20 protein-coding genes are annotated in these 25,975 nt (G+C 44.4%); 9 read left to right on the forward strand and 11 right to left on the reverse strand.

All coding sequences use genetic code 11. The annotated features are described in order from the left end of the window. Positions 1 to 68: 68 nt before the first annotated feature. From katB to fkpA, 6 genes are all read right to left on the reverse strand, one after another. Complete coding sequence (katB, locus tag ACHA99_RS02525; protein ID WP_173246491.1) at positions 69 to 1,544, reverse strand: catalase KatB; 1,476 nt, start codon at positions 1,542 to 1,544, stop codon at positions 69 to 71. A 326-nt stretch (positions 1,545 to 1,870) separates the two neighbouring features. Next, positions 1,871 to 2,113, reverse strand: a complete 243-nt coding sequence (locus ACHA99_RS02530; RefSeq protein ID WP_028761593.1) for a YgjV family protein — start codon at positions 2,111 to 2,113, stop codon at positions 1,871 to 1,873. A gap of 82 nt (positions 2,114 to 2,195) precedes the next feature. Then, positions 2,196 to 2,633 (reverse strand): PaaI family thioesterase, encoded by a 438-nt coding sequence (locus ACHA99_RS02535; protein ID WP_028761594.1) that lies wholly within the window; start codon positions 2,631 to 2,633, stop codon positions 2,196 to 2,198. A 105-nt stretch (positions 2,634 to 2,738) separates the two neighbouring features. Further along, a complete protein-coding gene (locus tag ACHA99_RS02540) occupies positions 2,739 to 3,194 on the reverse strand; it encodes a hypothetical protein (RefSeq protein ID WP_393940859.1) in 456 nt (151 codons plus the stop codon). 110 nt (positions 3,195 to 3,304) lie between these two features. Then, a complete protein-coding gene (gene exeM, locus ACHA99_RS02545) occupies positions 3,305 to 5,917 on the reverse strand; it encodes an extracellular exonuclease ExeM (protein WP_393940861.1) in 2,613 nt (870 codons plus the stop codon). 618 nt (positions 5,918 to 6,535) lie between these two features. Then, positions 6,536 to 7,303, reverse strand: a complete 768-nt coding sequence (fkpA, locus tag ACHA99_RS02550; protein WP_131524662.1) for an FKBP-type peptidyl-prolyl cis-trans isomerase — start codon at positions 7,301 to 7,303, stop codon at positions 6,536 to 6,538. A gap of 154 nt (positions 7,304 to 7,457) precedes the next feature. Here fkpA and ACHA99_RS02555 point away from each other — a divergent pair, with 154 nt between their 5' ends. The 7 genes from ACHA99_RS02555 to ACHA99_RS02585 all read left to right on the forward strand — a co-directional run bounded on the left by ACHA99_RS02555 (position 7,458) and on the right by ACHA99_RS02585 (position 16,597). Then, positions 7,458 to 8,408 (forward strand): WD40 repeat domain-containing protein, encoded by a 951-nt coding sequence (locus tag ACHA99_RS02555; RefSeq protein WP_173246498.1) that lies wholly within the window; start codon positions 7,458 to 7,460, stop codon positions 8,406 to 8,408. 9 nt (positions 8,409 to 8,417) lie between these two features. Beyond that, positions 8,418 to 8,630, forward strand: coding sequence for a SlyX family protein (locus tag ACHA99_RS02560; protein WP_006080410.1), 213 nt, complete (start codon positions 8,418 to 8,420; stop codon positions 8,628 to 8,630). A 64-nt stretch (positions 8,631 to 8,694) separates the two neighbouring features. Continuing rightward, positions 8,695 to 9,252 (forward strand): peptide deformylase, encoded by a 558-nt coding sequence (def, locus tag ACHA99_RS02565; RefSeq protein WP_393940865.1) that lies wholly within the window; start codon positions 8,695 to 8,697, stop codon positions 9,250 to 9,252. Beyond that, the gene (locus ACHA99_RS02570; RefSeq protein WP_263168114.1) at positions 9,252 to 10,655 is read left to right on the forward strand and encodes a COG3014 family protein; all 1,404 of its coding nucleotides are present in this window, start codon (positions 9,252 to 9,254) and stop codon (positions 10,653 to 10,655) included. The genes def and ACHA99_RS02570 overlap by 1 nt, the downstream gene beginning before the upstream one ends. A gap of 69 nt (positions 10,656 to 10,724) precedes the next feature. Continuing rightward, positions 10,725 to 11,318: a penicillin-binding protein activator LpoB gene (gene lpoB, locus ACHA99_RS02575; protein WP_173246506.1), complete on the forward strand. Its 594-nt coding sequence runs from the start codon at positions 10,725 to 10,727 to the stop codon at positions 11,316 to 11,318. A 256-nt stretch (positions 11,319 to 11,574) separates the two neighbouring features. Beyond that, the gene (gene pepN, locus ACHA99_RS02580) at positions 11,575 to 14,208 is read left to right on the forward strand and encodes an aminopeptidase N (protein WP_393940868.1); all 2,634 of its coding nucleotides are present in this window, start codon (positions 11,575 to 11,577) and stop codon (positions 14,206 to 14,208) included. 496 nt (positions 14,209 to 14,704) lie between these two features. Then, positions 14,705 to 16,597: a methyl-accepting chemotaxis protein gene (locus tag ACHA99_RS02585; RefSeq protein WP_105250050.1), complete on the forward strand. Its 1,893-nt coding sequence runs from the start codon at positions 14,705 to 14,707 to the stop codon at positions 16,595 to 16,597. A 134-nt stretch (positions 16,598 to 16,731) separates the two neighbouring features. Here the strand turns inward: ACHA99_RS02585 and ACHA99_RS02590 are convergent, their stop codons facing one another. After that, positions 16,732 to 18,159, reverse strand: a complete 1,428-nt coding sequence (locus ACHA99_RS02590; RefSeq protein ID WP_393940870.1) for a diguanylate cyclase domain-containing protein — start codon at positions 18,157 to 18,159, stop codon at positions 16,732 to 16,734. A 291-nt stretch (positions 18,160 to 18,450) separates the two neighbouring features. On the opposite strand from ACHA99_RS02590, the gene ACHA99_RS02595 reads away from it, so the two are divergent. Continuing rightward, positions 18,451 to 19,404 carry a DUF72 domain-containing protein gene (locus tag ACHA99_RS02595; protein WP_263163760.1) on the forward strand — a complete coding sequence of 318 codons (954 nt, stop codon included), beginning with the start codon at positions 18,451 to 18,453 and terminating at the stop codon, positions 19,402 to 19,404. 386 nt (positions 19,405 to 19,790) lie between these two features. Here ACHA99_RS02595 and ACHA99_RS02600 read toward each other — a convergent pair whose 3' ends face one another. The 3 genes from ACHA99_RS02600 to ACHA99_RS02610 all read right to left on the reverse strand — a co-directional run bounded on the left by ACHA99_RS02600 (position 19,791) and on the right by ACHA99_RS02610 (position 23,308). Next, complete coding sequence (locus ACHA99_RS02600) at positions 19,791 to 20,639, reverse strand: isocitrate lyase/phosphoenolpyruvate mutase family protein (protein WP_393940873.1); 849 nt, start codon at positions 20,637 to 20,639, stop codon at positions 19,791 to 19,793. Between the two features lie 134 nt (positions 20,640 to 20,773). Then, positions 20,774 to 22,243: an inorganic phosphate transporter gene (locus ACHA99_RS02605; protein ID WP_105252986.1), complete on the reverse strand. Its 1,470-nt coding sequence runs from the start codon at positions 22,241 to 22,243 to the stop codon at positions 20,774 to 20,776. A gap of 249 nt (positions 22,244 to 22,492) precedes the next feature. Next, the gene (locus ACHA99_RS02610; protein WP_131524707.1) at positions 22,493 to 23,308 is read right to left on the reverse strand and encodes a helix-turn-helix domain-containing protein; all 816 of its coding nucleotides are present in this window, start codon (positions 23,306 to 23,308) and stop codon (positions 22,493 to 22,495) included. 84 nt (positions 23,309 to 23,392) lie between these two features. Here ACHA99_RS02610 and ACHA99_RS02615 point away from each other — a divergent pair, with 84 nt between their 5' ends. Further along, positions 23,393 to 24,124 carry a glutamine amidotransferase gene (locus ACHA99_RS02615; RefSeq protein WP_131524678.1) on the forward strand — a complete coding sequence of 244 codons (732 nt, stop codon included), beginning with the start codon at positions 23,393 to 23,395 and terminating at the stop codon, positions 24,122 to 24,124. Positions 24,125 to 24,207: 83 nt separating this feature from the next. On the opposite strand, the gene ACHA99_RS02620 is transcribed toward ACHA99_RS02615, so the two are convergent. Next, positions 24,208 to 25,896 (reverse strand): glucan biosynthesis protein, encoded by a 1,689-nt coding sequence (locus tag ACHA99_RS02620; protein ID WP_393940875.1) that lies wholly within the window; start codon positions 25,894 to 25,896, stop codon positions 24,208 to 24,210. Positions 25,897 to 25,975 lie beyond the last annotated feature (79 nt).

The following is a 25,975-nucleotide window of genomic DNA, read 5'->3' on the forward strand; positions in this document are numbered from 1 at the left end:
CTGAGTAGAGGCTTTCTACTCAGTTTTATCGTTTCTACTATTATTCAAACATTCGCAACAGTAATAGTTTAAAGACCTAATGCCAGTTTAATACGTTGTCCGTAATCCGCATCGGCTTGAGTAAAATGCGCCACCATACGTTGCTGCACATCTAAACTCGCTTGACTTAATGAACCCGAAATTGTTGCCACTAGGCGCGCTTTCTCAGCTTCAGAGAAGATGCGATACAAATTACCCGCTTGGGTATAATCGTCTTGGTTATAACGACTGTAACGCGCCGCTTCACCTTCTAAACGCAATGGTGGTTCGCTAAAGTTTACTGGCTCAACCAAGGCATCAGCAGTGCTGTTCGGGCCATAGTTTGCCGAAGCGTCGCCACCAGTTTGACTGCCATGATAAGGACATTGTGTACCCGCCATCGCACCTGCACGTTGATGGTGATTTGCCTTAGCGGCATGCGGGCAATTCACTGGCAATTGGTTGTAGTTAGCACCAATGCGGTAACGCTGCGCATCGGCGTAGGCAAATAAACGCGCTTGTAACATCTTGTCAGGTGAAGCCCCGACGCCTGGGACCAAATTACTAGGTGCCAATGCTACTTGCTCAACTTCAGCAAAGTAGTTTTGTGGCAGACGATTCAGCTCTAATACACCAATCTCAAGTAATGGATAGTCGCTATGCGGCCAAACCTTAGTTAAATCAAATGGATTGATATGGTAAGTATTGGCATCCGCCTCAGGCATAATCTGCACATTAACCGTCCAACGCGGGAAGTTACCATCAGTAATAGCAACCACCATATCGCGCTGTGATGAATCGGGATCAATCCCTTTTAATTTATCAGCCTGTTCATTGGTTAAGTTGACCACGCCTTGCTGCGATTTAAAGTGGAACTTCACCCAGAAACGCTCGCCCTTGGCATTCCACAGCGAGAAAGTGTGTGAACCATAACCGTGCATTTGACGGTAGTTCGCCGGAATACCACGATCCGACATCAAAATGGTTACTTGATGCATAGCTTCAGGGTTCAATGACCAAAAGTCCCACATAGCCTGCGGATCTTTTAAGTTTGTCTTAGGATTACGCTTTTGCGTATGAATAAAGTCTGGAAACTTAATCCCATCTCGCAAGAAAAAGGTCGGCGTATTGTTACCCACGATATCGTGATTACCACGGGCAGTATAAAAACGTAAACCAAAGCCACGTGGATCGCGCTCTGCGTCGGCAGAACCCATTTCTCCACCTACGGTTGAGAAACGAATAAAGGTTTCGGTTTGCTTACCAACACCATTGAAATGGTCAGCAATGGTGTAATCGCTTAAATCTTTAGTCAGCGTAAATGTACCGTAAACCCCAGTACCTTTGGCATGCACGATACGCTCAGGAATACGCTCACGGTTGAAATGGGCTAACTTTTCAATTAAATGCCAATCTTGTAATAGCAGAGGACCACGTTCACCCGCCGACAGTGAGTTTTGATCGTCGGCCACTGGGGCGCCGTTTTGGCTCGTTAAGTACTGACTTGTTTGATGTTGTTGACTCATGCCCTGCTCCTTAGTCTTGATTGCTGGTTAACCAGGTTTCAATTAAATCGTAAATGGTGGCCATGGTTTATCTCCTTGGCTGCGACGTGTTGTCGATAGAACAAGAATAGAGAATTACCAATTGAGAATAAAACGATTAAACTAGATTTTCATAATCTAAAAAAAAGATTAAGAATAGGTTTGGCAAGACAGTTAATGAATTACACGGACTCACAGCCAATGGTCCGCTCACATCACTTAAGATGCTGTTGAAAAACCAAATAGCTGCTCAGGACAATGGAGCGAAGTGCGGTGCAAGAAAGCGGAGTTAAGCTGATACACTGCCATTAACTGCTGGATAAGTCGGCTTCACGATAAAGCTTAACCAAATAATAAGTGTCAATCAGCACGATAAAAAAGTTAACTAAGGCAACAGGATAAGCCCCAATTGCCACACCGTAGGCCACAAATAAAGCCGCACCAATGAGATTCCACCAGCGCAGTTTCTTAATGTTTGACATCATCAGTGATATTGCAACAACCACTGAAGCTAAATAACCAACCCATTCCCAAATTGTAGCGTTATCCATATCCAATCCTTATCTATATATTATTTAAATCAAACGATTGATACGCCATTCACACCACAGGTAATAAGCTGGCTCATTGCATTTAGCGTTTAACGACAGCCGCCGTCATCCGTGAAATACAAGTCAGTTCACCCGCACTGTTGTGGATTAAAATCTCCCATACAGAGCTGCGCTTCCCTAAGTGGATAGGCTTAGCCGTGGCGGTTAATACCCCATTACGGGAAGCCCGTAAGTGGTTAGCGTTAATTTCTTGACCGACACAATAGTACTGCTCAAAATCCACCGCGAAATTTGCCGCATAGCTGGCAACGGTTTCAGCAAGCGCGACATTCGCGCCACCATGCACTATGCCCAAAGGGTTATGCACCGCCGGACTGGCTGGCATAGTGGCCTTCATGTAATCGTCGCCAATCTCACTGATCTCAATTCCTAAAGTCTGCATCAAGGTGCCTTTGCCACCCATACCTGCGTCTAAACGCGCGCAATCCTCTAACGTTACAGCTCTAAACCAAATACTCATTGCAACTTCCTAGTCAATAAAACCAATCAGCAGTTTACTGTGAAGTGGATGAAGTTCAACTAGTTTACTCTCAGCTGGTCACATCAATATCAGCAAAAATAAGGCTCAAACTAACCAAGATTTAACGGTACTTAGCTGACTAAACCAGACAAGAAATAATCCCCACACCACGACTACACTTGGCATAATTAACGCGTCAGCTCCTAGCACCACAGCCGCTTGCTGAATGCAAAATACATAGGTCATTTGCAACAAAATAGCGATAAGCGAGGCGACCAGCACTTTATAAGCAATTAATTTTCTGAATAACAATAATAAACATCCTAGAACCCCTGAAACCACGGCAAAGCCAAACACAGCATCAACCCAAATTGGCGTCGTTTCATAGAGTGTAATTTGATCTGGGCTCATCTGTGCGAGTGCATCTGGCGTCATAGTCATTTGCATCACAAAAGCCATCAGCCCCATGATATTCCACAACAAACTGAGCGTTGCGACAAAGTAAAACCACAGTGGCGCCTTGATATTCATGGTTTTCAGCGGATTTGAGGTGGTATCCATACTCACTCCTAATAAAAACTGAAAAAAAGAGATAAAAAAGGGATGGTTAACCATCCCTTTGTTTCAGTCTAGCTCACAAATTGCACTTGTGAGTTAACCCCATATACAGGTTAACGGCGACGACGCTGCAAACCAAACAAGGACATCAGTGCTAAACCTAAATAACCTAAAGCACCGCCATCATCTTTAGGCTTTGGCTCAGGTTTTGGCGGCACTACTGGCGCAGGATAACTTAAAGCAACAATCACAGGATCATGATCCGATGCAGAAAAAGCATTTTCAGATTTAACCAGATCACCAGAGAACTTCTTACCGTATTCAAACAGGCTAGATTCCACTGAGTTGATATGCCAATCTTCAATATCCACTAAACGTTTGGCTAAGCTAGCATTGGCTAAAGCATGATCTAAGTTACCTAACTCGCCGTTATAGCTATAAGAGAAAGTGCTTGCACCGTGGGCTTTCGTGTTCAAGTTGATAAAGCCATAACCTTTTTCAATCTTGCTGCCTTGGCGTTCAAACACTTTGCCGTCGAGCGTCGTCCACGAAGCGGTCATGATGTCACGCTCTGACTTGCTCGCATCGAAGTCGGTTAGTACACGGATAGGATCCTCCATACCATAGGCATTCATATCACCGATGATCAGTAAGTCGCCTTTCACGTCTTTTAGCGTTTCACCCAAGACTTTGGCTGCAGATACGCGGAAAGCATTACACTTGCCCTGTTGATCGGCAGGATCAACTGACTCTTCGAAGTTAACCCAATCTTCTAAACAACCTGAGCCTTTAGATTTCAAATGGTTAACGACTACGGTCAGAGACTCATCATGGATTTTAAAGGTTTGCGCTAAGCTGTGACGTTGATAAGCATCATTGCCAGGGTTAGTCTCAGTTTTGCCATCTTTTGTGCGAGTCACGCTGCCAGCACTGGCGTGCTGTTCTGGAGTACCGATAACTTGTGCTGCCCCCGCTAAAGCCACTTTACCACCACGGTATAACATGCCGACAGTGATCGCATCTGTGCCAAAGTACTTGCCGTCATACTTATCAGCATCGGTGATTTCAACAAAGCTATAGGCGTTTTCAGGCGTCTGCTTGTCATTTAGTGCATCGACTAAATCCTTAATCGCACTCTTCTCACCAAAACCGTTGTTAGCAATTTCCATCAAACCGACGATATCGGCATTCATGGCGGTAATAGCGCTAACGATTTTAGTACGTTGTAGCACCATTTCTTCCAGCGTTAGAGCGCCACGGTTACTGCCTGATGGATTGGTATCGCCACCATCAACATCGTTAAAGAAGTTCAGCACGTTAAAGCTAGCCACGCGCAGATCTCCCTTAGTTGCAACACTTGGGGCTTCGGTTCTATCGTCACCACGGATAAAATCACCCGCTGTAATAGTATTAGTCGCCACTAAACGATAAGCGCCGTAGCTGTAACCAATCACACCTTGCAGGTTAGTCAGTTGATCGCCAACACGGATGTAACCCGTTTCCACATTGAAATCAGGGAAGTATGGAATAACACCATTGGCAGGCTTGTAATCGGATTCGATAAAGAGTTGGTTTTCGCGGTTAGATTTAACTAATGCTGTTGCTTCAGCAGAAAGCGCTGGATACAGCTGTGTAGGCTTCATCAAAGGTGCTTGATATGACACTAGCATGTTATTGCGACTACCCGCATAGTCGAAGCTGAAGGTGCGGCTGATTTTAAGATCGCTGCCCGCATCTAAGGCCACATTCATGCCTTCATAGCGCTCTAATGCTTGCGCTAAGGTTTCGCCATCGGCCACATAGAAAGGTGCGGCAACAGGGACTTCTCCCTTAGCGCCAACATCAAATTTCTTATCGGCTTTAATATCGATTTGAGTTAAGCCAAAGTATTCTTTCACTTTACCCTGCACACACACTTCAACCCCTGGTTGAATCGCTTCAGGTGCAGCTTCACCTAAGAATACAAATACACCATCAGAGGTATACGGTGAGTTATCACCCTTAACTTCTTGTAAGTAAAAACCTTTAAACAAGCTTTCACCACGGGCAGTCACTACGCCACGCACAGTCACTTCGGCTTCAGATTCGAATGCCCCTGCTGGTACAAATGGGCTCGACTCGCCCGCACCTTGTACTTGATAAATAGGCACAATTTTAGCGCCAGTACAGCTAAAGAGCGGCACTTCTGGCTCAGCAGGTGTTTCTAGTGAACCTAAACCTGAGAAGGTGTCTTTAGGTAATTGTTCCCACTGGGCGGCATTAAATACAGTATTCGCCACTAACGCATCTAATTTACGTTTTAAGGTAACGTCTAATCCCCAACCCGCTGGCGTCGGCACATCACCAATAATATCGATGACTGCATCATCTTTCATTAAGGCAACCGCATCACCGCCATTAAAACTTAAACTACCAGAGTAACTATCAACCCCTTGAGCAACAGTAATAGTACCGCTAGTATTTAAAATAACTTTTGTCGATTTTGCCGCAATAGTTTGACCACCTAAAGCCACCATATCCGACGCAACAGTAACACCATCTTTATAACGAACCAGTTTATAACCCGCGAGATCAATTGCCGTATCGCCGCTGTTATACAGTTCAATCGCTTTATTATTTGAGCTACCTTCAACATATTCGGTGATAATCACATCTGCGCTTGCCATCATAGGCAAAGCCGCTGCAACAGCTAAAGAAATAGCCGTTAATTTATTAACATTATCCATATCATCAACCCCATTATTATAATATTGCCGCTAACTTCTATTAACGTGCGAGCGGATTATTTCAGAGTTGAATGCGTAAAAAAAGAGGGCAAGATCGCACATTGCCAATGTAACACATTGATGAGTAACTAATTATAGACACCTCACTGTTCACCTAACAGAACAGGATGGTAAATCAAAAGTATTAGCCATGTAAAAACAAACAGTAAGAGCAATACACATAAGCTCAAAGCATCTAGTGTGCCGCTCAAATAATAATCAATATTTTAATGTGATATTTTGATGATATTATTCAGTATGCAATACCCAATAAAATATAAGGAACACGGGTCCTTAAAAGGTAATGGATATAATTAAAACTTAATTTAGCATTCATTATTTTGAAATAAACATAACAGTCAAACTGCTAAAGTGGATGATTTATACCCTTGGTTATTGCAGCAGATTAATGTTGATGATGGGTATAAAAATGAAACACAGAGCCAGTCTGAGAACCAACGGCTGTAAGATAGTGAGCTCAATATTAAAACAATAATGCGAATTTTACAGACAAAAAAATACCGCTCATTTAGGAGCGGTATTTTCAATTGCGGCGTATTACACGTCGCAGCTAATCAATTACTTTTTAGCAGGTTCAGCTACTGGCGCCGCAGAAGCTTTCTCGATTGATTTCAACTCAACTTCGAAAATCAACGTAGAGTTTGGTGGAATAGTACCAGTATCACGTACGCCATAGGCTAATTCCGATGGGATCACAAACTTGAACTTAGCGCCAACAGGCATTAATTGCACGCCTTCAGTCCAACCTGGAATAACGCGATTCAAAGGGAACTTAGCCGCTTCGCCGCGTTTATAAGAACTATCAAACTCAGTACCATCAAGTAAAGTACCGACATAATCCACTTCTACAGTGTCTTCTGCGGCAGGCTTTTCACCCGTGCCTGGAGTTAATACTTCATATTGTAAGCCAGACTCAGTTGTCACTACACCAGGCTTAACCTTGTTTTCTTCAAGGAATTTTTTACCATCTTCGATATTTTTCGCAGAAATAGCTGTTGCTTGTTCCTGACGTTTATCGTTTAACTTTTTATCTAGACCTTGAAGAATGGTTTGCATTTCTTCTTCGGTTAAACTTAATTGGTCATTCAGACCATTAGTGAAACCAGTGACGATCAGAGTGCGATCAACTGGCAGGCCTAATTCTTCTTGCTCTTTGATATGGCCAGACATATAACGACCGATTGAAGCGCCTACACTGTAAGCTTCTTTTTGAGCTTCAGTCGTTAATTCAACATTTGTACTCGTAGCTGCTTTTTCTTCTTGATTACAAGCAGATAGGCCAATAATAGCCAATGCAACTAACGATAATTTATAAATCGATTTCATTAAAGCTTCCTCAGCATCCTCAAGCGGTTACAATAACCTAAGCGTGACAACTTTATACTAGTTATCTCGGTTATACCAACTAGATTCTTTATGGGTTAACAGTGATTAATGTCACTTGATCAAGTCTAAAGACAACAACTTAGGGAGCAAGTTCATGAAGAAAAATCTACTGCTGGTAATTTGCACAGTTTTTCTAATCGCTTGCCACCCCAAAGCAGAAGATATCAGTGTTCTCACAACAGAGCCCAGCTATAGCGCGAGCCTATCAAGTAATGGGCAATTCGCCTTAGTTGCCACTCAAAGTAGTGGAGTTCAATGTTGGGATCTCAGCACCCATACCCTCAAATACCAATGGATACATGGCGATATTAATACTGGCGTCACAGGTACGGCGATTTCTCCCAACGGGATATTTGCAGCATCGTTAAGCCGAGATTCAGTTGCTATGTGGAAAATAGCCGACGGTAAGCCTTTGGGCTGGTGGTCCTTACCTTCATCCGGTGAAAGTGTCGCGGTAGCCGATAATGGCGCACTACTTATTGGTTTAAATGATGGTTCAGTCATGTCGCTTAATGCCGAAAAATCTGCCTTAATCAAGTTTCTTGGACATAAAGAGCGCGTCAATAGTGTAGCCCTCTCTGCTGATGGCCGATTAGCATTAACGGGGTCAAATGATATGCAGGCGATTCTCTGGCAGGCACAAACTGGCCAACCGCTTCATACGTGGACACTCGGCAGCCGTATAACCAAAGTGGCACTCAACGACAGTGGTAGTTTAAGTTTTACCAATGGCAGCACAGATGAAGCAAAAATCTGGGATAACACAAGCGGTAAGCTGTTAAATAAGCTGGATATTACCCGTCGCCAAATGAACTTTTCAGCGGTGAGGTTTATCAAACAAGACAGCCAGCTATTAACAGGTACGCCAGCGCGGGAAGTTATACTCTGGCAACGTGACTCGGGTAAACAAATTGAAAAATGGCAGGTTGCACTCACTAAAAACAGCCAAAATCGAGGAGCCGTTGTATACTCTGTGGCAATTCGAGATACCAATAAAGTCGTTAGTATCAGTAGCCAAGGCTTAGTTGAAACTTGGCAGAAATAGAGGTTAGCCATGCAAGGCGTACAAGCACAGATTGAAGATCTAGAAACCAAATTGGCTTTTCAAGAGCTCACAGTCGAAGAATTAAACCAAGAAGTCATCAAATTGAATCGACTGGTGGCTCACCAGCAACACCAAATTCACATGTTAATTGGTAAGTTGCAGGATATGGAACCGAGTAATATGGCGACTCAGGCTGAAGAAACGCCACCACCACATTATTAACACTGACGCTTTAGATGTTAACTTTGATTAAAAAACAGTTACTGCAAAATATCCAGGGAATGCGATGTTTAAACATTTAATGCCAAAAGAAACCCCAATTCTATTACCCATAGCGTTAGTGGGTGAACCCATTCTAAGGCAGACTGCAATCACAGTGCACCATTTCGATGCCGAGCTCGTGCATCTTGCCGAGCAAATGTCTGCCAGCATGGACGCTGCCAATGGCGTTGGTATCGCAGCCCCCCAAGTTCACAGCCCTTTAGCCTTATTTATTATGGCTTCTCGTCCTAATGAGCGTTATCCCGACGCGCCTAATATGGCGCCTGTGGTCGTGGTTAATCCGCAAATCATTAATGCATCAAGCGAGTTGGTCAGCGGAGAAGAAGGCTGCTTATCTGTACCGGGGCAAAGATTTACGATACAAAGACATCAAGCCATTGAAGTACGCTATCAAAATTTACAAGGCGAGTGGCAACAAACCGAATTAACGGGCTTTATTGCACGGATTTTTCAACATGAATTTGATCACCTTCAAGGGATCACATTACTCGAGCGTTCACTTATGCCAGAACAGACTCAGGCGATTTCAGCCCAATCCATCAAAAAAGGTGAAGCGCAATAATGAAACTGTCCTTCATAACACCTTTTTCTCGCGCATTTATTGCACCAACCTTGGCAATGGGATTGGTTTTAAACTTATCTGGCTGCGCTTATAACAGTATTTTCATTAATTATCCTGCGCAGATCGAACCACTCAAACAAGAACTTAATAGTGCGACTCCCATGGCCGATATCGACAAACTTGCTAGTAATATCAATGGCAATGACGGCTTACTCTATGCCCAAGAAGCGGGACGAATTGCTCAAGTCGCCGGCGATTTTGCTGCCAGTAAAAAATATTATCAGCAAGCAGTAGATGCTTATACCGCCTTTGATGATAAGGCCAAAGTCAGCGTTAGTGACATTGGCGCAACAGCCAGCAGCTTAGTGTTAAACGACAATGCGATTCCGTACCGAGGCCCTGGGTATGAACGCATTATGCTGCACCAATACCAAGCTCTTAACTATTTGTTTAGTGGCGACTATCAGGGGGCTCTCGTCGAAGTTCGTCGCAGTAACGAACTACAGAGCAGCGAGCAAGAACGTTATCAAAAATCACAAAAGTCAGTTCAAGCCATGGCAAACGGCACCATAGATGCCGAGGTTAATAAACTAGGACAAGCTGCGGGCACAGTCACCAGTTCTTTCTTAAACGCTTACAGTTATTACACCACTGGCGTACTGCACGAAGTGCTGGGTGAGCCGAATGATGCCTATATCGATTATCGTAAAGCAGCACAAATCACTCCAGATAACACCTATTTACAGCAAGATCTGGTCCGCCTCGCCAAGCAACTCGGCATGCCACAATATGATGAGTTTAAGCGCCGTTGGGGCGATGCTAAGTTGCCCAATCCCAAAGATGGTCAAGTGATTTTGATGGTCGAGCGCGGCTTTGTGCCTGCAAAACAAGCTCTCACGGTACCTTTTACTATCCATGGTAACTGGCAGACAGTGTCACTCGCTACCTACATGCCAAACAATACTTTTGTGCCAGAGACGCAAGTGCAAGGTTTAGGTACAGTGCTGAAAACTGAACCTATTGCCAATATCGATGCCTTAGCCATCACAGCACTCAAGGAAGATCTGCCCGCGACGCTAGTTCGTCAAGTCGCTAGGGTCTATGCTAAATCTGAGATGGCCTATCAGATTGAGAAGAGTGGTAAACCAGGGAACAATGCTGCCGATATTGGCAGTATAGCGATGCAGATTTTTAACGTAGTAACAGAACAAGCGGATCGTCGTAGTTGGCTGACGCTCCCTAAACAAGCACAGATCGGGCGGCGTTATTTGAGTGCAGGTGAATACACTTTGCAGTTAGACAAAGCGCCACCGGCTAAAATTGATGTTGCAGCAGGCAAAACCACCTTAGTCTGGGCAATTGATACTGGTAATTACACCCGAATTTATTCAATAATCATTTAGCCTAGCGGTTGTGGTATTTGAATAAGACGTGTGTCATTAAGTTTATACAATCACAAAATGGAACTGACTATGAAACAATTTAAACTGATTTTTGTACTGGCTGCCGTTATGGGTCTAGCTGCATGTCAATCTAAAGTCGAATATGGCGATGCCACAGAAGTTGAAACCGTCAATGAGAACTTTGGCTCGACGGATCTACAAGCTATTGCAGCCAAGATGGTGGATAGCATGATGACTTTCCCTCCTATCGTGGCAATAACAGCCAATGACCGCCCGATTTTATTTGTTGACAGCATCAAAAACAAAACCTCAGAACATATCGACACTGAGTCTGTCACTGACTCTATCAGTAACAAATTATTGCGCTCAGGCAAGTTCCGTTTTATCGACATGACTAAAGTAGATTCAGTCCGTAAACAACTGGATTACCAAAACAACACTGGCATGGTTGACCCATCAACCGCCATCAAGTTTGGTCGTCAAATTGGCGCTCAATACATGTTATATGGCAATTTATCTAGCATAGTGAAGCAAGACGGTAGCACTAAAGACGTCTACTATAAGATGACAATGCGTTTAATGGATTTAGAAACAGGCCTTATCGAATGGTCTGATGAAAAAGAAATCCGTAAGATGAAGTCTAAGTCTTTCTTAGGCATGTAATTGTCCTATTGGCACTTAATTCTGCCAAACAGTAATCTCAAGAAGCCAGCGTTAACGCTGGCTTTTTTTTACATTTTTAACATTGGTAATCCAAGGTAAATAAGGTAGTGTACTCGGCCAAAATACACTGCGATGATGATGCTCAAAATTGGCGCTGGCGCGAGGGATAATTTGCCACAAAGGCAAACCTACACACACGATATTGAATGCAAACATCCAAGCAGAAAACAAAACAAATCGTTGAAGGATTTAAGTTGTGAACTTGTTTAAAGCCAGTCTCGTTGCCCTTACCTGCGGCACATTAATGTCGTGTGCAACCCAAAGTACACTCAATACGGGTCCACGTGATGCTAGCGCTTATATTAGCCAATATCAGGCTGCGCTTCGCTCGCAGGTCATCTCCGATATTCACTATGACTTGGATTTTCAGCTCACAGGGGATGCCGAGTTTTCCGCCACCTCCAAAGTGACATTTCAATTAAGTGAAGTGCCAAAACAACTGAGCTTAGATTTAAACAAGGCGCAGATAAAACGCTTTATCATCAACGGTACCGCCGTATACCCCAATTACAATGGCGCTTACATCAGCTTAAATACGCGTTTGCTCACCTCAGGTGAAAATACCATTGAAGTGCAATTTAGCCGTGCCCACAGCACCAATGGTGAAGGTTTACACCGTTTTAAAGATCCAATCGATGGCAAGGTCTACCTCTACTCTCATTTTGAACCCGCTGCAGCTCAGCAGATGTTCGCAGTATTCGACCAACCGGATCTCAAGGCTAACTATCAAATTACGGTAACAGCGCCCAAAGACTGGCAAGTCATTAGCTCGATGCGTGAAAGCCAAATCACCCCAGCGGGTGCTTACAATCGTTGGACTTTCCCACAAACACCTAAGCTAAGCCCATATAACTTTTCAATGCACGCGGGCCCTTATCACATGTGGCAAGACAACTCAGGCCGCTATCCTATGCGCCTGTTCGCCCGCCAATCCGTTGCTAACCAAGTCACGGAGCAAGATTGGTTTACCTATACGAAACAAGGGTTAACTTTTTTCGATAATTACTTTGGTATTCCTTACCCCTTTAAGAAATACGATCAAATTCTAGTGCCAGACTTCCTTTATGGCGCAATGGAAAACGCGGGCGCAGTGACCTTTTCCGAAGATATCTTCCTTCATAAAGCGGCTATGACAGCGGATCAGAAGCAAAATCTTGCGGGCGTGATCATGCACGAAATGGCGCACCAGTGGTTTGGCGATCTCGTCACCATGAAATGGTGGAACGGCTTGTGGTTAAATGAAAGTTTTGCTTCATTTATGGGCACACTAGCGACTCAAGAAGCTACAGAGTTCACTAATGCTTGGCGTACCTTCTATGCTAAAGGCAAGCAAAAAGCCTATGAGCAAGACAGCTTAGTCACCACGCACCCCATTGAAGTACCCGTAGCAACGACTCAGAACGCCTTCGACAATATCGATGCTATCACTTACCAAAAAGGCGCATCAACGCTAAAACAATTACGCCATTTACTCGGCGATATGGTGTTTCGTCGTGGCGTCAGTAACTATTTAAAACAATACAGTTATCAAAACGCTGAGTTAGACGATTTTATCAATAGCCTAGGGAAAGCCGCTGGCCGCGATTTAAGTGCATGGACTCAAGAATGGCTCTACAGCGCGGGCGTTAACACCATCAAGGCGGAATATCGTTGTGAGGGCAACCGAATCAGCGAATTTAGCCTACGACAGCTCCCTGCAAGCGCAGAGCTACCCACATTACGTGAACAAAAAGTCCAAGTGGCTCTATTTACCCAAGGTCGCTTTGATCTGCGAAATGACATTACAGTGCCAGTGACTTACAAAGGCGAGCGTACTGAAGTTAAACAACTGATTGGTGAGCGCTGCCCAGACCTAGTCTATCCAAACTTTGATGATTGGGGCTTTGTGAAAGTCGAGCTTGATGACAAGTCATTTAATACCGCAAAACAACAACTGAGTAATATTTCCGATCCACTACTGCGATCTATGCTGTGGCAAAGTCTGTGGGACAGCGTCCGCGAAGGTAAATTGAGCTTAGATCAATACCTAAGCACAGTGTTTGTTAACGCGCCTGCTGAGACGGACTACACGATTGTTGGTCAGATCATCGATAGCATGTTGCGCTCAAAGGAATATCTCGCGCAGATCGCCCCTATTCAGCAAAACTACGCTGAAAATGCAATTAAAGGCTTAAGCCAAATGAGTCTGAGAAAAGCAATGGAAAATAAAGGCGATAATGACTTCCAACGGATCTGGTTCAATGCCTATGTCAGTTTAGCAAGCGACAGAGATTCACTGCGTCATTTAGCACAACTCATTGACAGTGAATCAAAAATTAAGGGATTAACCTTAGATCAAGATTTACGATGGGCAATCATCACCCAGCTTAATCGCTATGATTTTCCTAACGCGCTGCAGCGCTTAACCAAAGAAGCTGCCAAGGATAATTCAGACTCTGGTGAAAAAGCGGCACTTGCGGCACAAGTGATCCGCCCTGAAGCGGCCGCAAAACGTCGTTGGTTAAGTAAAGTCCATCTAGACAGCCTGCCTTTCTCCAAACAGCGGATTATTATGCAAAATCTTTATCCTGCTGAGCAAAAACTATTAAGCGCAGCTACAGCGGAAGAGCGTCTGGCGAGCTTAATGGATATGGACAAAAAAGGGCCAGTATTTATGCGTAATTATAGCCATTTCCTCATCCCAACCGATTGTAATTACACTAGCATAGCGGCATTGGACAAAGTACTTGATCGCCAAACTGGGCTATCTAACCTTACCCGCCGTAATCTACTGGAAACCCGTCAAATAGAGCAGCGTTGTGTGCTGATCAAAAATAAAATGACTCACTAATATTTAGGTCATTTTAAAATTAACAAGGGGCTCCTAGGAGTCCCTTTTTATGTTCTGTTACAGATGAACCTTAAACTTGAACCAGCACACAAAATGTTACCTGTGCGAAATTAAGCTCACTAACCTTTGATATAAACAAGCCAGCATTCTGAATAATGAATTAATCACACTCACAACCAGTGACATATTTAATTAAATTGTTAGCTTGAGCTTATGTATTTTAACGGCCTACTGACGATAACTAATGTTATTTATCACCTGTAAAATATTATTCATCTCTTCAGTTTAGTCTGCTAAGTTCCATCAGCTCATCAAATAAACAACTGCTGACGCAATCGTTATTGATATAAAAATCATGTAATTATTAAATTCATAAATTATGGGCGTCACTTCTAAATTTATTACTATAATTCTTCAATGATTTAATGTTTTGCCCCGTACTGCCGCTATACTAAAACAACGTTAGAGAGCTAACGGAATATAAAGGATATAGATTATGCGATCGACACTCAAAACGCGGCTGCTGTTTAGCAGTCTTTCCGCTGTACTGATCACTATTGCTGTACTCGTGAGTATCTCTAGTTATTTCATTAGAAATAATGCGTTAGAAAACACCCAACATGAAATTGACCAACTGGCGAAGACTTTTTCATCCGGCATAGGTCAGTGGATACAAGACAGAAAAATGGCCATTACTAGCCTAAAGCAAACCATTGAAGCCAATCCTAGTACCAACGTTACCCCTCATTTGTTGCAAGCGCATACTGCGGTTGACTTTGCCCTCACCTACTATGGTGACGAGCAAGGCAACATGTATCGCCAAGATCCGTCGCTGAATACCGCAAATTATGATCCCCGCGTTCGCCCTTGGTATATGGATGCTAAAACGGCGGGTAAAATGATCATGACGGCGCCCTACGTCAGCGCCACATTGAAAAAACAAGTCGTAACTATAGCTGAACCTGTGATGAGCTCAGGCCAGCTCATAGGCGTAGCGGCTGCAAACTTAACCATAGATCAGTTAACAGATGCAGTGCAGCGCCTCCAAGTACCTGGTAAAGGTTACACTCTGATGGTCGATAATGCAGGGCTCATTATTAGTCATCCCAATAGCCAGCTAAATACTCAACAACTCACTAAAATCGATAGTAATTTTAGCAATAACTGGTTATCACAGCGCACTAATGCCAATACGATGGAAGAGCGAAACCTCGATGGTGCCACTAAGTTAGTCTATGTTGCGGCAATACCCTCAACTGACTGGGCACTGATTTTCGTGATGGATAAGCAAGAAATCATGTCACAGGCAACCGATCTTGCTTGGTGGATGTCTGCCGTAGGTGTTGCACTATTGGTGCTGTTTGGTTTGATTTTAATCGCCATCTTTAAAATCCAATTCAAAGATCTCGAACGCGTTGCCCAAGCACTCAATGATATCGCCGAAGGCGATGGCGATCTCACTGTGCGCATTCATACTGCCAACAGTCACGATGAAATTGGTATGTTAGCTTCGGGTTTTAACCGCTTTGTAGAACGTCTACACGGTATGATTTCCCGCATGCACAAGATTGCGGGTCAATTGGAATATCAAGCCAAAGGAAGTAGTGCGTCGGCAACGGATAACAGTCAGCGCATTGAAGTACAGCAAGATGAAGTGACTATGGTTGCCACTGCGGTGACCGAAATGGCCAGCGCCACCGAGGAAATTGCCAGTAATGCTGAGCATACAGCGCAGACCGCTCAAAATGCGGTCGGACTTTCAAACCATGGCCATAAACAGGTAATGCAAAGCCAGCAATCTATCCGTAATTTAGCCAGTGAAGTCGAAACTGCAGGGCGAATTATCGGTGAACTGAACGAGCACTCACAAAAGATCAACAGCATTTTGTTGACCATTAGCGGCATCGCAGAGCAAACCAACTTACTTGCACTCAATGCAGCCATTGAGGCGGCACGTGCAGGAGAACAAGGTCGTGGCTTCGCTGTAGTTGCTGATGAGGTGCGTGTACTGTCACAACGTACGCATTCATCGACACAAGAAATTCAAGCGATGATCGAAACCCTACAACAAACTGCAGGCAAAGCCGTTAAGTCTATGACTCAAAGTCATGAAATGGCAGAAACCAGTGTGGCCGATGCTAATTCAGCCAGCGAAAGTCTGTTGCAAATCAGCAAAGCCATTAATGATATTTCAGATATGGCGAGCCAAATTGCCACAGCAGCCGAGGAGCAAACCTCAGTCACCAGCGAAATCAACCGTAATACAGAGTCGATTCGTGAAGTGTCAGAGAATCTCTCGATTGAGGCACAAACGTCTATGGTCCAAGCTCAAGAGCTCGCCCATTTAGCCGCATCATTGCAGCAGGAAGTTAATCGCTTCAAACTGTAATCAAAAGCCTTATTTTATATAAAGATTACATCAACAGTTCCATACAATAATGCCCGCAAGTGTCAGTGACATTTGCGGGCATTTCTTTACATATTATTTCTTTATAGACTTACAATGGCTTACCTAAAGCAAGCTTAAATGATCTTCATCGCTTTATTTTCAGGAATATTGGCCTCAGGTCGAAGCTCAGCATGTAAGTTTCTTAATCCTTGATAACCCATTTCAATTCGATTTCCGCCATTCTTTTTAGCTTTATACATAGCGGCATCGGCACAGGAAATAAGCTGTTTCTCATTTTCACCGTGCTCTGGATACAGAGCAATACCGATACTCGGCAGAATATGGATCTGCTGTTCGGCAAGCTCGAAGGGTTGCTCGAATACTTGCAATATTTTTTGCGCGGCCAGCAGGGTATTATGTGCTGAATCGACTCGTTCAAGTAAGATGACAAACTCATCCCCCCCAAAACGCGCAACGGTATCTGAGCCCCTCACACAACTGACTATTCGCTGCGCTGTCACTTGCAGTAATAAATCGCCCACGCTATGACCAAAAGTATCGTTAACCCACTTAAATTTATCTAAGTCTAAATAAAGCAAAGAGAAATAACTTGATTCCCTATGGGCTCGAGATAGCGCCTTTTGAAATCTATCGTAAAAAAGCTCACGATTGGGTAACAAGGTTAACTGATCATAAAGTGCAATATGCTCTAATCGCGCGAGCATTTGTCGACGCTCAATCGCAAAGGCTATTTGCGTAGAAACAAACTCCAATAACTCACGGTCTTGGTGTGTATATGAAGCCGAAGTGGGCAAGCTATGCATAATCAAAGCGCCAATAACGCCTTTCTGTAGCTTCAGCGGCACACCCAGCCAACTTAAACAGCCATTACCCAAATCTTCACGAATCGCTTGGGGATAATCAGTTAAGGTCACGGGGCACAGGAGTAAAGACTCAGCACTGCGGATCACTTGGTCAGTGAACACACTGAAACTTGCAATATCGATAAGTGAATCCTCGCCAGTAGCGGCTTTATAAGGAAAACTTAATTCATTTAAATCTTGATCGTACAATGCAATAGCAAAGTTTGCTGCAGGCAATAATTTAGCAATAATTTCATGAATTCGACGATATAGGGCTAGCAAGTCCTCAGCGACATGCACAGCCTCTGAAATCTCATATAAGGCTGCTTGTCTACGTTCGGCATTTTTGCTCTTAGAAATATCTCTAGCGACTGCGACACGCTGTTGATAAGCATCGGACCAACGTGCAGACCAAAGAATATCGACGATAACACCATCTTTACGCACATAACGGTTTTCAAAATCGACTTTAAAGCGACCTGCCATAATTTCATTGGCCGTTGCGAGAGTGCGTTCCCTATCCTCTGGAATGACAAGATCTAGCATCTGCATACCCATCATTTCTTCTGGGGTATAGCCAAAAATACGTTCTGCCCCAGCACTGACAAATTCAAACCTCCCCGCTTTATCGACGACACAAATAGCATCCAAGAGAAGGTCGATAAAATTGCTTAAGGAAGTGTAGCCATCATTATTCACGTAATTCTCCAATAAACGTCCGTCTTTGGCTAAGTCCTAAGTTTGATCATAAGCATAAAAATAATAATAACGCACTATTAGAGTAGGTTAATTTTCAATGTCATTCCAGAGTTGGCTAAGTTAAGTCCGACTTTTACAGAGTTAAATTCAAACAAAATCAAACACAATACTTAAGGTCATCGGTGGCACTATTTGACTCTGGACGACAGATATCGGCACAATACCCTAAAATGTTGGTCAACATCAGGGCGCAGCTTTGGTACGCGCAAATCGCATTAAAGGAATTTATTTTTGGACCGATTGTGCTCTCCGTTACATCAACCCAACCATTTTCGCCTTGGGCTTGCCATGTGGTCGCACTCGAATTGGCAAGAAAGTGTGTATGGTCACGGAACTAAACAAGCGGAGCGACTCGCCCGTTACGCGACAATATTCAATACTGTCGAAGGGAACACCAGCTTCTACGCAACGCCTGCACAGCAAACGGTAATGAATTGGCACAGTGCCACGCCCGAGAGCTTTCGTTTTACCTTCAAACTACCGCAAACCATCACTCACCAAAGATTATTGCAACACTGCGGCCAAGAATTGAAAGATTTTTTCCAGATAATGACACCATTAATCGATAAAACAGGGATCTGGAAAATTCAACTGCCCGCCCATTTCGGCCCAGAAAACTTGCCTGCGTTAGCGCAATTTCTAGATCAAATCCCCCAAGGGTTAACCTATGGCGTCGAAGTCAGGCATGCTGCGTTTTTTGCTAAGGGAGATGCCGAGCGTGCGCTTAATCGATTACTCATCGATAAAAAAGTGAATCGCATCATCATGGACAGCAGGCCCTTGTTTGCACTGCCGCCAAGCAATGTCGCAATTATCGACGCTCACAAGAAAAAACCTCGAGTGCCAGTGCATGCGATTGCCACCGCCAATAATCCAGTGGTGCGTTTTATCGGCCAACCAGACGATGCCGTAACACAACTCGCACAGCAAGGCGTTACTGCTTTACCTAAGGATAACGATGCCTTTTTTGTTAATTGGCTGACCCAACTCCCGCAATGGCTCGCAGAAGGTCGAGAGCCCTATCTATTTATTCATACTCCCGACAATGAAGCCGCGCCTGAACTAGCCATCCGTCTCTATCAAAAATTGCGCAGCCAAATTGCAGCGCACATTCAACTCGCCGAGCTATGCCTGCTTGATAAGAAACCTGAGGAGACAAGCACGCAGCTGGGACTTTCTTGGTAAAACGGACGCTAAGTAAAATGGACGTAAGAAGAAACCCACGGCAAACTCGCCGTGGGTATATACCCAAACAACCTGAAGATGCAGGATTCAGCGGGAATTTAACGCACTTTAGGCAAGGCCATTTATTGCTCCTGCATAAATGGCATTCACGCCATCCATGGCGATTGCGGTTATTTGCAGGCCTAGCGGGCTAAGTTAAAAATAACCAACGCAGCATAAAGTGCGTTAAAACCCGCCGTGACGGAGCGCCCAGGGCACTCCACTTCCGTGTTGCATCAATTCAAAAGGTGGCCGACATTCTGTCATTAATGCGCCTTGAATTGAAGCACCCTGGGCGCTCTGAAACTCGTATCTTCAGGTAGCTTGGGTATAGATGAAAAACAGCTTTAACTCGGGATAAATAAGTTATTCATTTGCTCAAAACCAAGGGAAATGGCTTTAGGTATTGAATCATTATCAACGGCAATAACCACATCATTTGACTCTCGCTGAAACGGTTTTGCCTTAATTGAATTTAACAAAATTGGATTAAGCAAAGTGCTATAGGCCTGTAAAAATGAAGCTGGGCCAGTGGAAAAACGCTGCACACCTGCGGCAAATAACTCGCCGATATCCATCTGCTCATTCAATAGCATAAAATTCAGTGGCATATCCACAGCGGCAGACAAGCGCTTAGCGGTCTCGACCTGATTCGTGCCAGGGATAAAGCCACCATCCGCACCCGCAGCCTGATATTGAGTTAACCTATCGATAGTCATAACAACAGTGGCCTCACCACTGGCTAAACCCAGTAAATACACATCAGTTCGCGCATTAATAAATAATCCTTGGCAACGAGGATGGGCGCGAATAGCTTTAATTTTTGCCACCATCTCAGCAACACTTGCACTGCCATCCTCAATATTAATTCCTGCTACGCCAAGCTTAGCGAGCTGCGCAACAAAAGCAGCAACCTCATCGGGATCTTGGCTATAACCAGATTCAATATCTATCGTCACGGGCACTCGGCTCAGCCGTAGGATATTGTTCACTACGTCCAATAAAGCCACTTTAGGTAACGCTTGGCCATCGGGATAACCGAGCGACCAAGCCAATGCCGCGCTACTGGTCGCAATCGCACGGGCGCCCGATGCTTGGATGATGGCCGCACTGGCGGCATCCCAAACGTTAGTTAATATCAGCGGCTCTGATTGTTGATGTAGTGCTTTGAAAAGTATTCTAGATTGCTCAGCCATCTTATGTCCTTGTTGGTGTTGAAGGCTCAACTCTAACAAGATGGCTTAGGTAATTATCGCGGGAAACGGCACTGAACCGAAAAGCCAAGCCCTCAAGGCTTGGCTATGTGAGCATTCAACTTGAGTATTCTTGGCTAACCCCAAAGTGCATTGGCAAGGATAAACACACTCGCGGAGAGCAACATAGTAATAGGTAGTGTCAGCAGCCAAGCAAGCATGATCTGCTTAATGGTTTGGATCTGAAGCCCTGAACGATTAGCCACCATAGTACCCGCTACAGCGGAAGACAAAATATGAGTCGTCGATACAGGCATCCCCGTCATACTGGCAATCCCAATAGAGACGGCAGCGGTGACCTGCGCGGCAATGCCTTGGCTGTAAGTCATACTCGATGAACCAATTTTTTCCCCCACGGTATATACAATCCGCCGCCACCCCACCAACGTGCCGCAACCCAGCGCAGTAGCAATGGCAATAATCACCCAAATGGGCGCATACTCAGTAGTTCTAGTGAGATCTTTTCGCCATTTAGCCAATGAACTCAAATCCTTAGCAGGAAGATCCAATTTAGCCACTTGGCGAGCAGTATCATCGATGCACAACAATAAACGTCGCACCTCGCGTCGCTCTTCTACATCCATATCTTTGTAAGTTGAGACTTTTGCTAAGCGACGGTCAAGCAACGACATCGCCGGTAATACATTGGCAGATGAGCAATGGGCCAGCATATATTCGGGAACGTTGACTAAGGCTTTAAAGTCGATAACATCCGCGATAACGGCTTGGTTACGGTCATAAATCGCCATAATGCGACGATTAGCATCTTGAGTTCTTTCTAAATCATAGGGTTGACTGCCCATGTCCAAGGCAAAATAAGCCGGTGCCATACAAATCAGCACTAGCATCACTAAACCTATCCCCTTCTGTCCATCGTTAGAACCATGGGCGAAACTCACCCCCATAGCGGAGATAATTAAACTCGCCCTTGCCCAAAATGGAGGATGTTTTTTACCATTAATCTGCATCTGCTCATCGGGGGTACGGTGAATTTTATGTTTCTGCCAAACGTATTTCATGATGAGCAAAAAAATCCCTGCCATCACAAACCCTAAGGTCGGCGAAATAATCAAGGACAGCATGATCTGCGTTGCTTTAGAGACATTAATGCCCTGCAAGATAGGCTGATGATTTATCCAAGCGAACGCGCCACCCACACCCATTATCGAACCAATCAAGGTATGGGAGCTCGATGCCGGAATACCAAAATACCAAGTACCTAAGTTCCAGATAATTGCCGAAAATAGCAGGGAAAACACCATCAGCAAGCCTTGGATTGAGTCCATACCGAGCAAGGAGTCTACAGGTAATAAATGCACTATCGCATAGGCCACCCCTAACCCCCCTAACAGCACACCCGCAAAATTAAATAGTGCGGAGGTAACGACCGCCAGATTTGCCGGCATTGCCTTGGTATAGATCACCGTCGCCACCGCATTTGCCGTGTCGTGGAAGCCATTAATAAATTCGTATGCCAGTACAAAAAGTACGGCAAGGACTAAACCCACCGACCACGCAAAGCCTAACGTTGTGAACATTTCAAACATAAAATACTTACCCATGGCGAGAACGCCCACAGGTTACGCCCAAGTTTGGGGTCTTTTACAGTGAAAAATTGTTTAGATTGTCAAAAAGTGAATTAGCCCCCAATAACTCAGTAGCATGCTTGCAATTACAACTGGCTTGATTTTATTCGGCCAAATGAATATTTGTGCCGCAAAAAGGTGCAATATATTGATTCAATATTAAATAAGCCAACTAGAAATAGTTGTTCATGACCATACGTCGTAACAGGGTTATATCCCATGATCGCCTAACCGAAATCGCTGTGGCGTCATCCCAAAACGCTCCTTGAAGGCTTTGATATAGGATGAATCATTTTGATAACCAATTTGGTGGGCCACATTCTGTATTGATAGGTCAGTGGCCAATAACGACAGCGAATAGATCAGCCGTAAATGTTGACGCCATAATACGAATGAAGAACCAAACTCCCTCACAAATAGCCTCGACAATGTTCGTTCCGATGCCCCAACCATCTCACCCCATTTCACTAAAGAGAAATCTAAAGCTGGCGTTTGGGTTAAATGCTCAAAAATCAATTTTAGGCGCCTATCTTGCGGTATCAGTAACTTAAAAGTCTGCCCCCCGGCACTATTAATTTGATCATATAACACCTCAAGCAAACGCAGTATTGGCGCCTGAACCATTGGTTCAACATTCGTTGGGGTATTAAAAGCACATTGTTTTCTGAGCGTTAACACTAACTCCCTTATAAAAGCACTCATAGCGACGGGCTTAACCATGGCACCATAATCTCGACCATACATAGGATTCAAATAGACACCAATAAAGCAAGTATCTGTAATCGCAACAGACTCATGCATGACACCTGCAGGCACAAAAAGCGCAGTGGTATGGGGGACCAAAAAAAGTGCCTCATTTGCCTCTGTCTGTAACAGGCCTTGAAGCGGAAAAATAAGCTGATGCCAACAGTGCTGGTGTAAAACATCCACATAACCCTTCTGCATCTCAATCGTTTTGACAAAAGAAGGCATATTAGGCGCTTGCTCAATAATGGCGTTAATCGAATCGAGTTGGCGACTTAGCATCATTACTTGTCCATATAACGTTATTCAGCCAAATAAAAAGGATTGTAGCATAGCGTTATCCCATAAAAGACACAGGAAAACTCGATGCGCATTCATTGCATTATCCATGAAAGCTATGAAGGTCCAGGCTATTTTAGCGATTGGGCTGCAAGCAAAAACTACAGTATGAGCTTTAGCAGAATCTATCTAGATGAAGCTTTACCCGACAATAGTAATGGTTTTGATCTTTTAATTATCCTCGGTGGCCCTCAGTCTCCCGCGACATGCCAAAACGATTGTCCATATTTTGATAGCCAAGCAGAACAAAGGTTTATCAGACAAGCTATCCAAAAAAATAAAGCCGTTGTGGGGGTTTGTCTTGGGGCACAGTTAATAGGAGAGGCATTAGGTGCCCGTTATCAAAAGAGCCCGCATACCGAGATTGGTTACTTCCCCATTGAACTGACTGCGGCAGGAAAAAGTGATGTTAACCTTACGACATTTTCGACAACTGAAGTGGTTGGCCACTGGCATAACGATATGCCTGGCCTCACTCCCGATTGCGAAGTGCTCGCCACAAGTGAAGCTTGCCCGCGGCAAATTGTACGTTACACACATTTAGTTTTTGGATTTCAATGCCATCTTGAATTTATCAGTAGCCAATTAGCGCCATTAATTGCTCAAGAAAATGCTTTTTCTAGCACACAGAAAATGCCATATATTCAAAGCCCTGAGTTCATACTGGGGCAATCAACGGCTAGGATGAATCAGTTGCTGGGGCATTTTTTAGATAATCTAGTCCTAACCTATCAAGCCGTATATACCCAAACAACCTGAAGCTGCAGGATTCTGCGGGCTAAGCCAAAACAAAAACGCCAGCTAAGTTAGCTGGCGTTTTAGATTAATGACTCACAAATCGCTTATTGCAAATGACCCGCATTGTGCAATTCACGATCATCCTTGGCAGGCGGATTCCACTGATACATCCAAGTTTCAGACAATGGCTGACCATCAACCTCCAAATAGACTCTCAGGTTAATCGGCTCAGTACCGTCTCCGGGTGGCACTACGTCAAACATAGCGCGGTAACCATTAATCGAGGCTAAAGGACGGGCTGATTCAATTTCCACTTTGCCTTCAGATGCTGTGATCACGGCTTTAACTTGGGTGTCTTTACCTATCATAGGTAAAGTTCCACCCGCGAAATCAACCACAAAACGCTTACTGTAGTATTTGCGTTTCTGGCCAACTACGCCGCCAATCCCGGTGAAGGTATCGACAACCCGAGCACGGGGTGATTGAACCGGTGGAATGCCACCCCAGTACATGTTGTAGCTGTACAGCAGCTCTTGACCAGGAACAATCGGCTCAGCAGGATTCCAGAAAGCCACTATGTTATCAAAGGTTTCATCCAGTGTTGGAATTTCAACCAACTGCACTGAACCTTTACCCCAACTGCTGGTTGGTTCAATCCATAGGCTTGGGCGTTTATCATAAAACACGCCGTCGTCCTGATAATGATCGAAGTTACGATCACGTTGCAGTAAACCAAAACCTTTTGGATTTTCATCGCTATAGGCATTGAATCGCAGGTTTTCAGGGTTACCTAGCGGACGCCAAATCCATTCACCATTGCCCGTGTGCATGGCTAGACCATCGGTGTCATGGATTTCTGGACGCCAGTCATAACCGGTGCGGCGATCATTCTCACCCACCATAAACATACTGGTCAGTGGCGCAACGCCTAAACGTTCAATCGCTTTACGTGGATAAACAGCCACATCCACCTTCATTTTTAAACGTTCACCCGGTTCGATATCAAAACGATAAGCCCCCGTGACACTCGGAGAATCTAACAAGGCATACACAGTGGTGATATTCGATCCTGGTTTAGGTTTTTCTAACCAGAAATTGGTGAACATTGGAAACTCTTCGGGTTTTGGCAGTGCAGTATCAACCGCTAAGCCACGAGCCGACAAACCGTACTGCATTTCTTGACCCACTGCGCGGAAATAACTAGCGCCAAGGAAGGCAACAATGTCACGCTGCCAATCGGTATTAAATTGCATACGGAAACCCGCAAAACCAAGATCCTTAGGCAACTGACTACCTTTGACCTTTGACTTGCCGTAATCGAACATTGAAGGTGAATATTCGATTAACTTAGCCTTACCCTCATTTAGCTCATAAATATGGATAGGGGTATCAAAAAACAGCCCAAGATGGAACAGTTCGGCACGAAACTCCGAATCTTGATCACGCCATAGTGCGGCTTTCTTCTTGAAGTGGAATTGTTGGTAATCATCCCAACTCATGCCCTGAAGGCTTTTAGGTAATTCGCCTTTATGACTCTCATAGGGTTGTGCAGCCATAGTACGGGCATAACCCTTAAGCCAAGCGTAACTAAACTCTTCACCTTCTTGTGGTGACGCCTGCTTACCTGCCGCACATGCTGAAAGACTCAGCAATACGCTACAGGTTAACAATACGCCGCCAACCATACGCTGCAAACGGCCGCGACGAGAGGAAGATTGGGCTTCAATCGAGGGTTGTGTCGCCATCGATTCTTGATAAACGTTTCTTTGTTCGGGAAATAAATTGGGTTGCATAAGCAGACTCTGAATTGGTGTAACTTCCTGACACTTCCCTGCAAATCTGACTCAATTGCAGCGATGGCCCTGTGGAGAA

The organism is Shewanella sp. S23-S33, from assembly GCF_043359565.1.
In the GTDB taxonomy this organism is placed as follows: domain Bacteria; phylum Pseudomonadota; class Gammaproteobacteria; order Enterobacterales; family Shewanellaceae; genus Shewanella; species Shewanella oncorhynchi.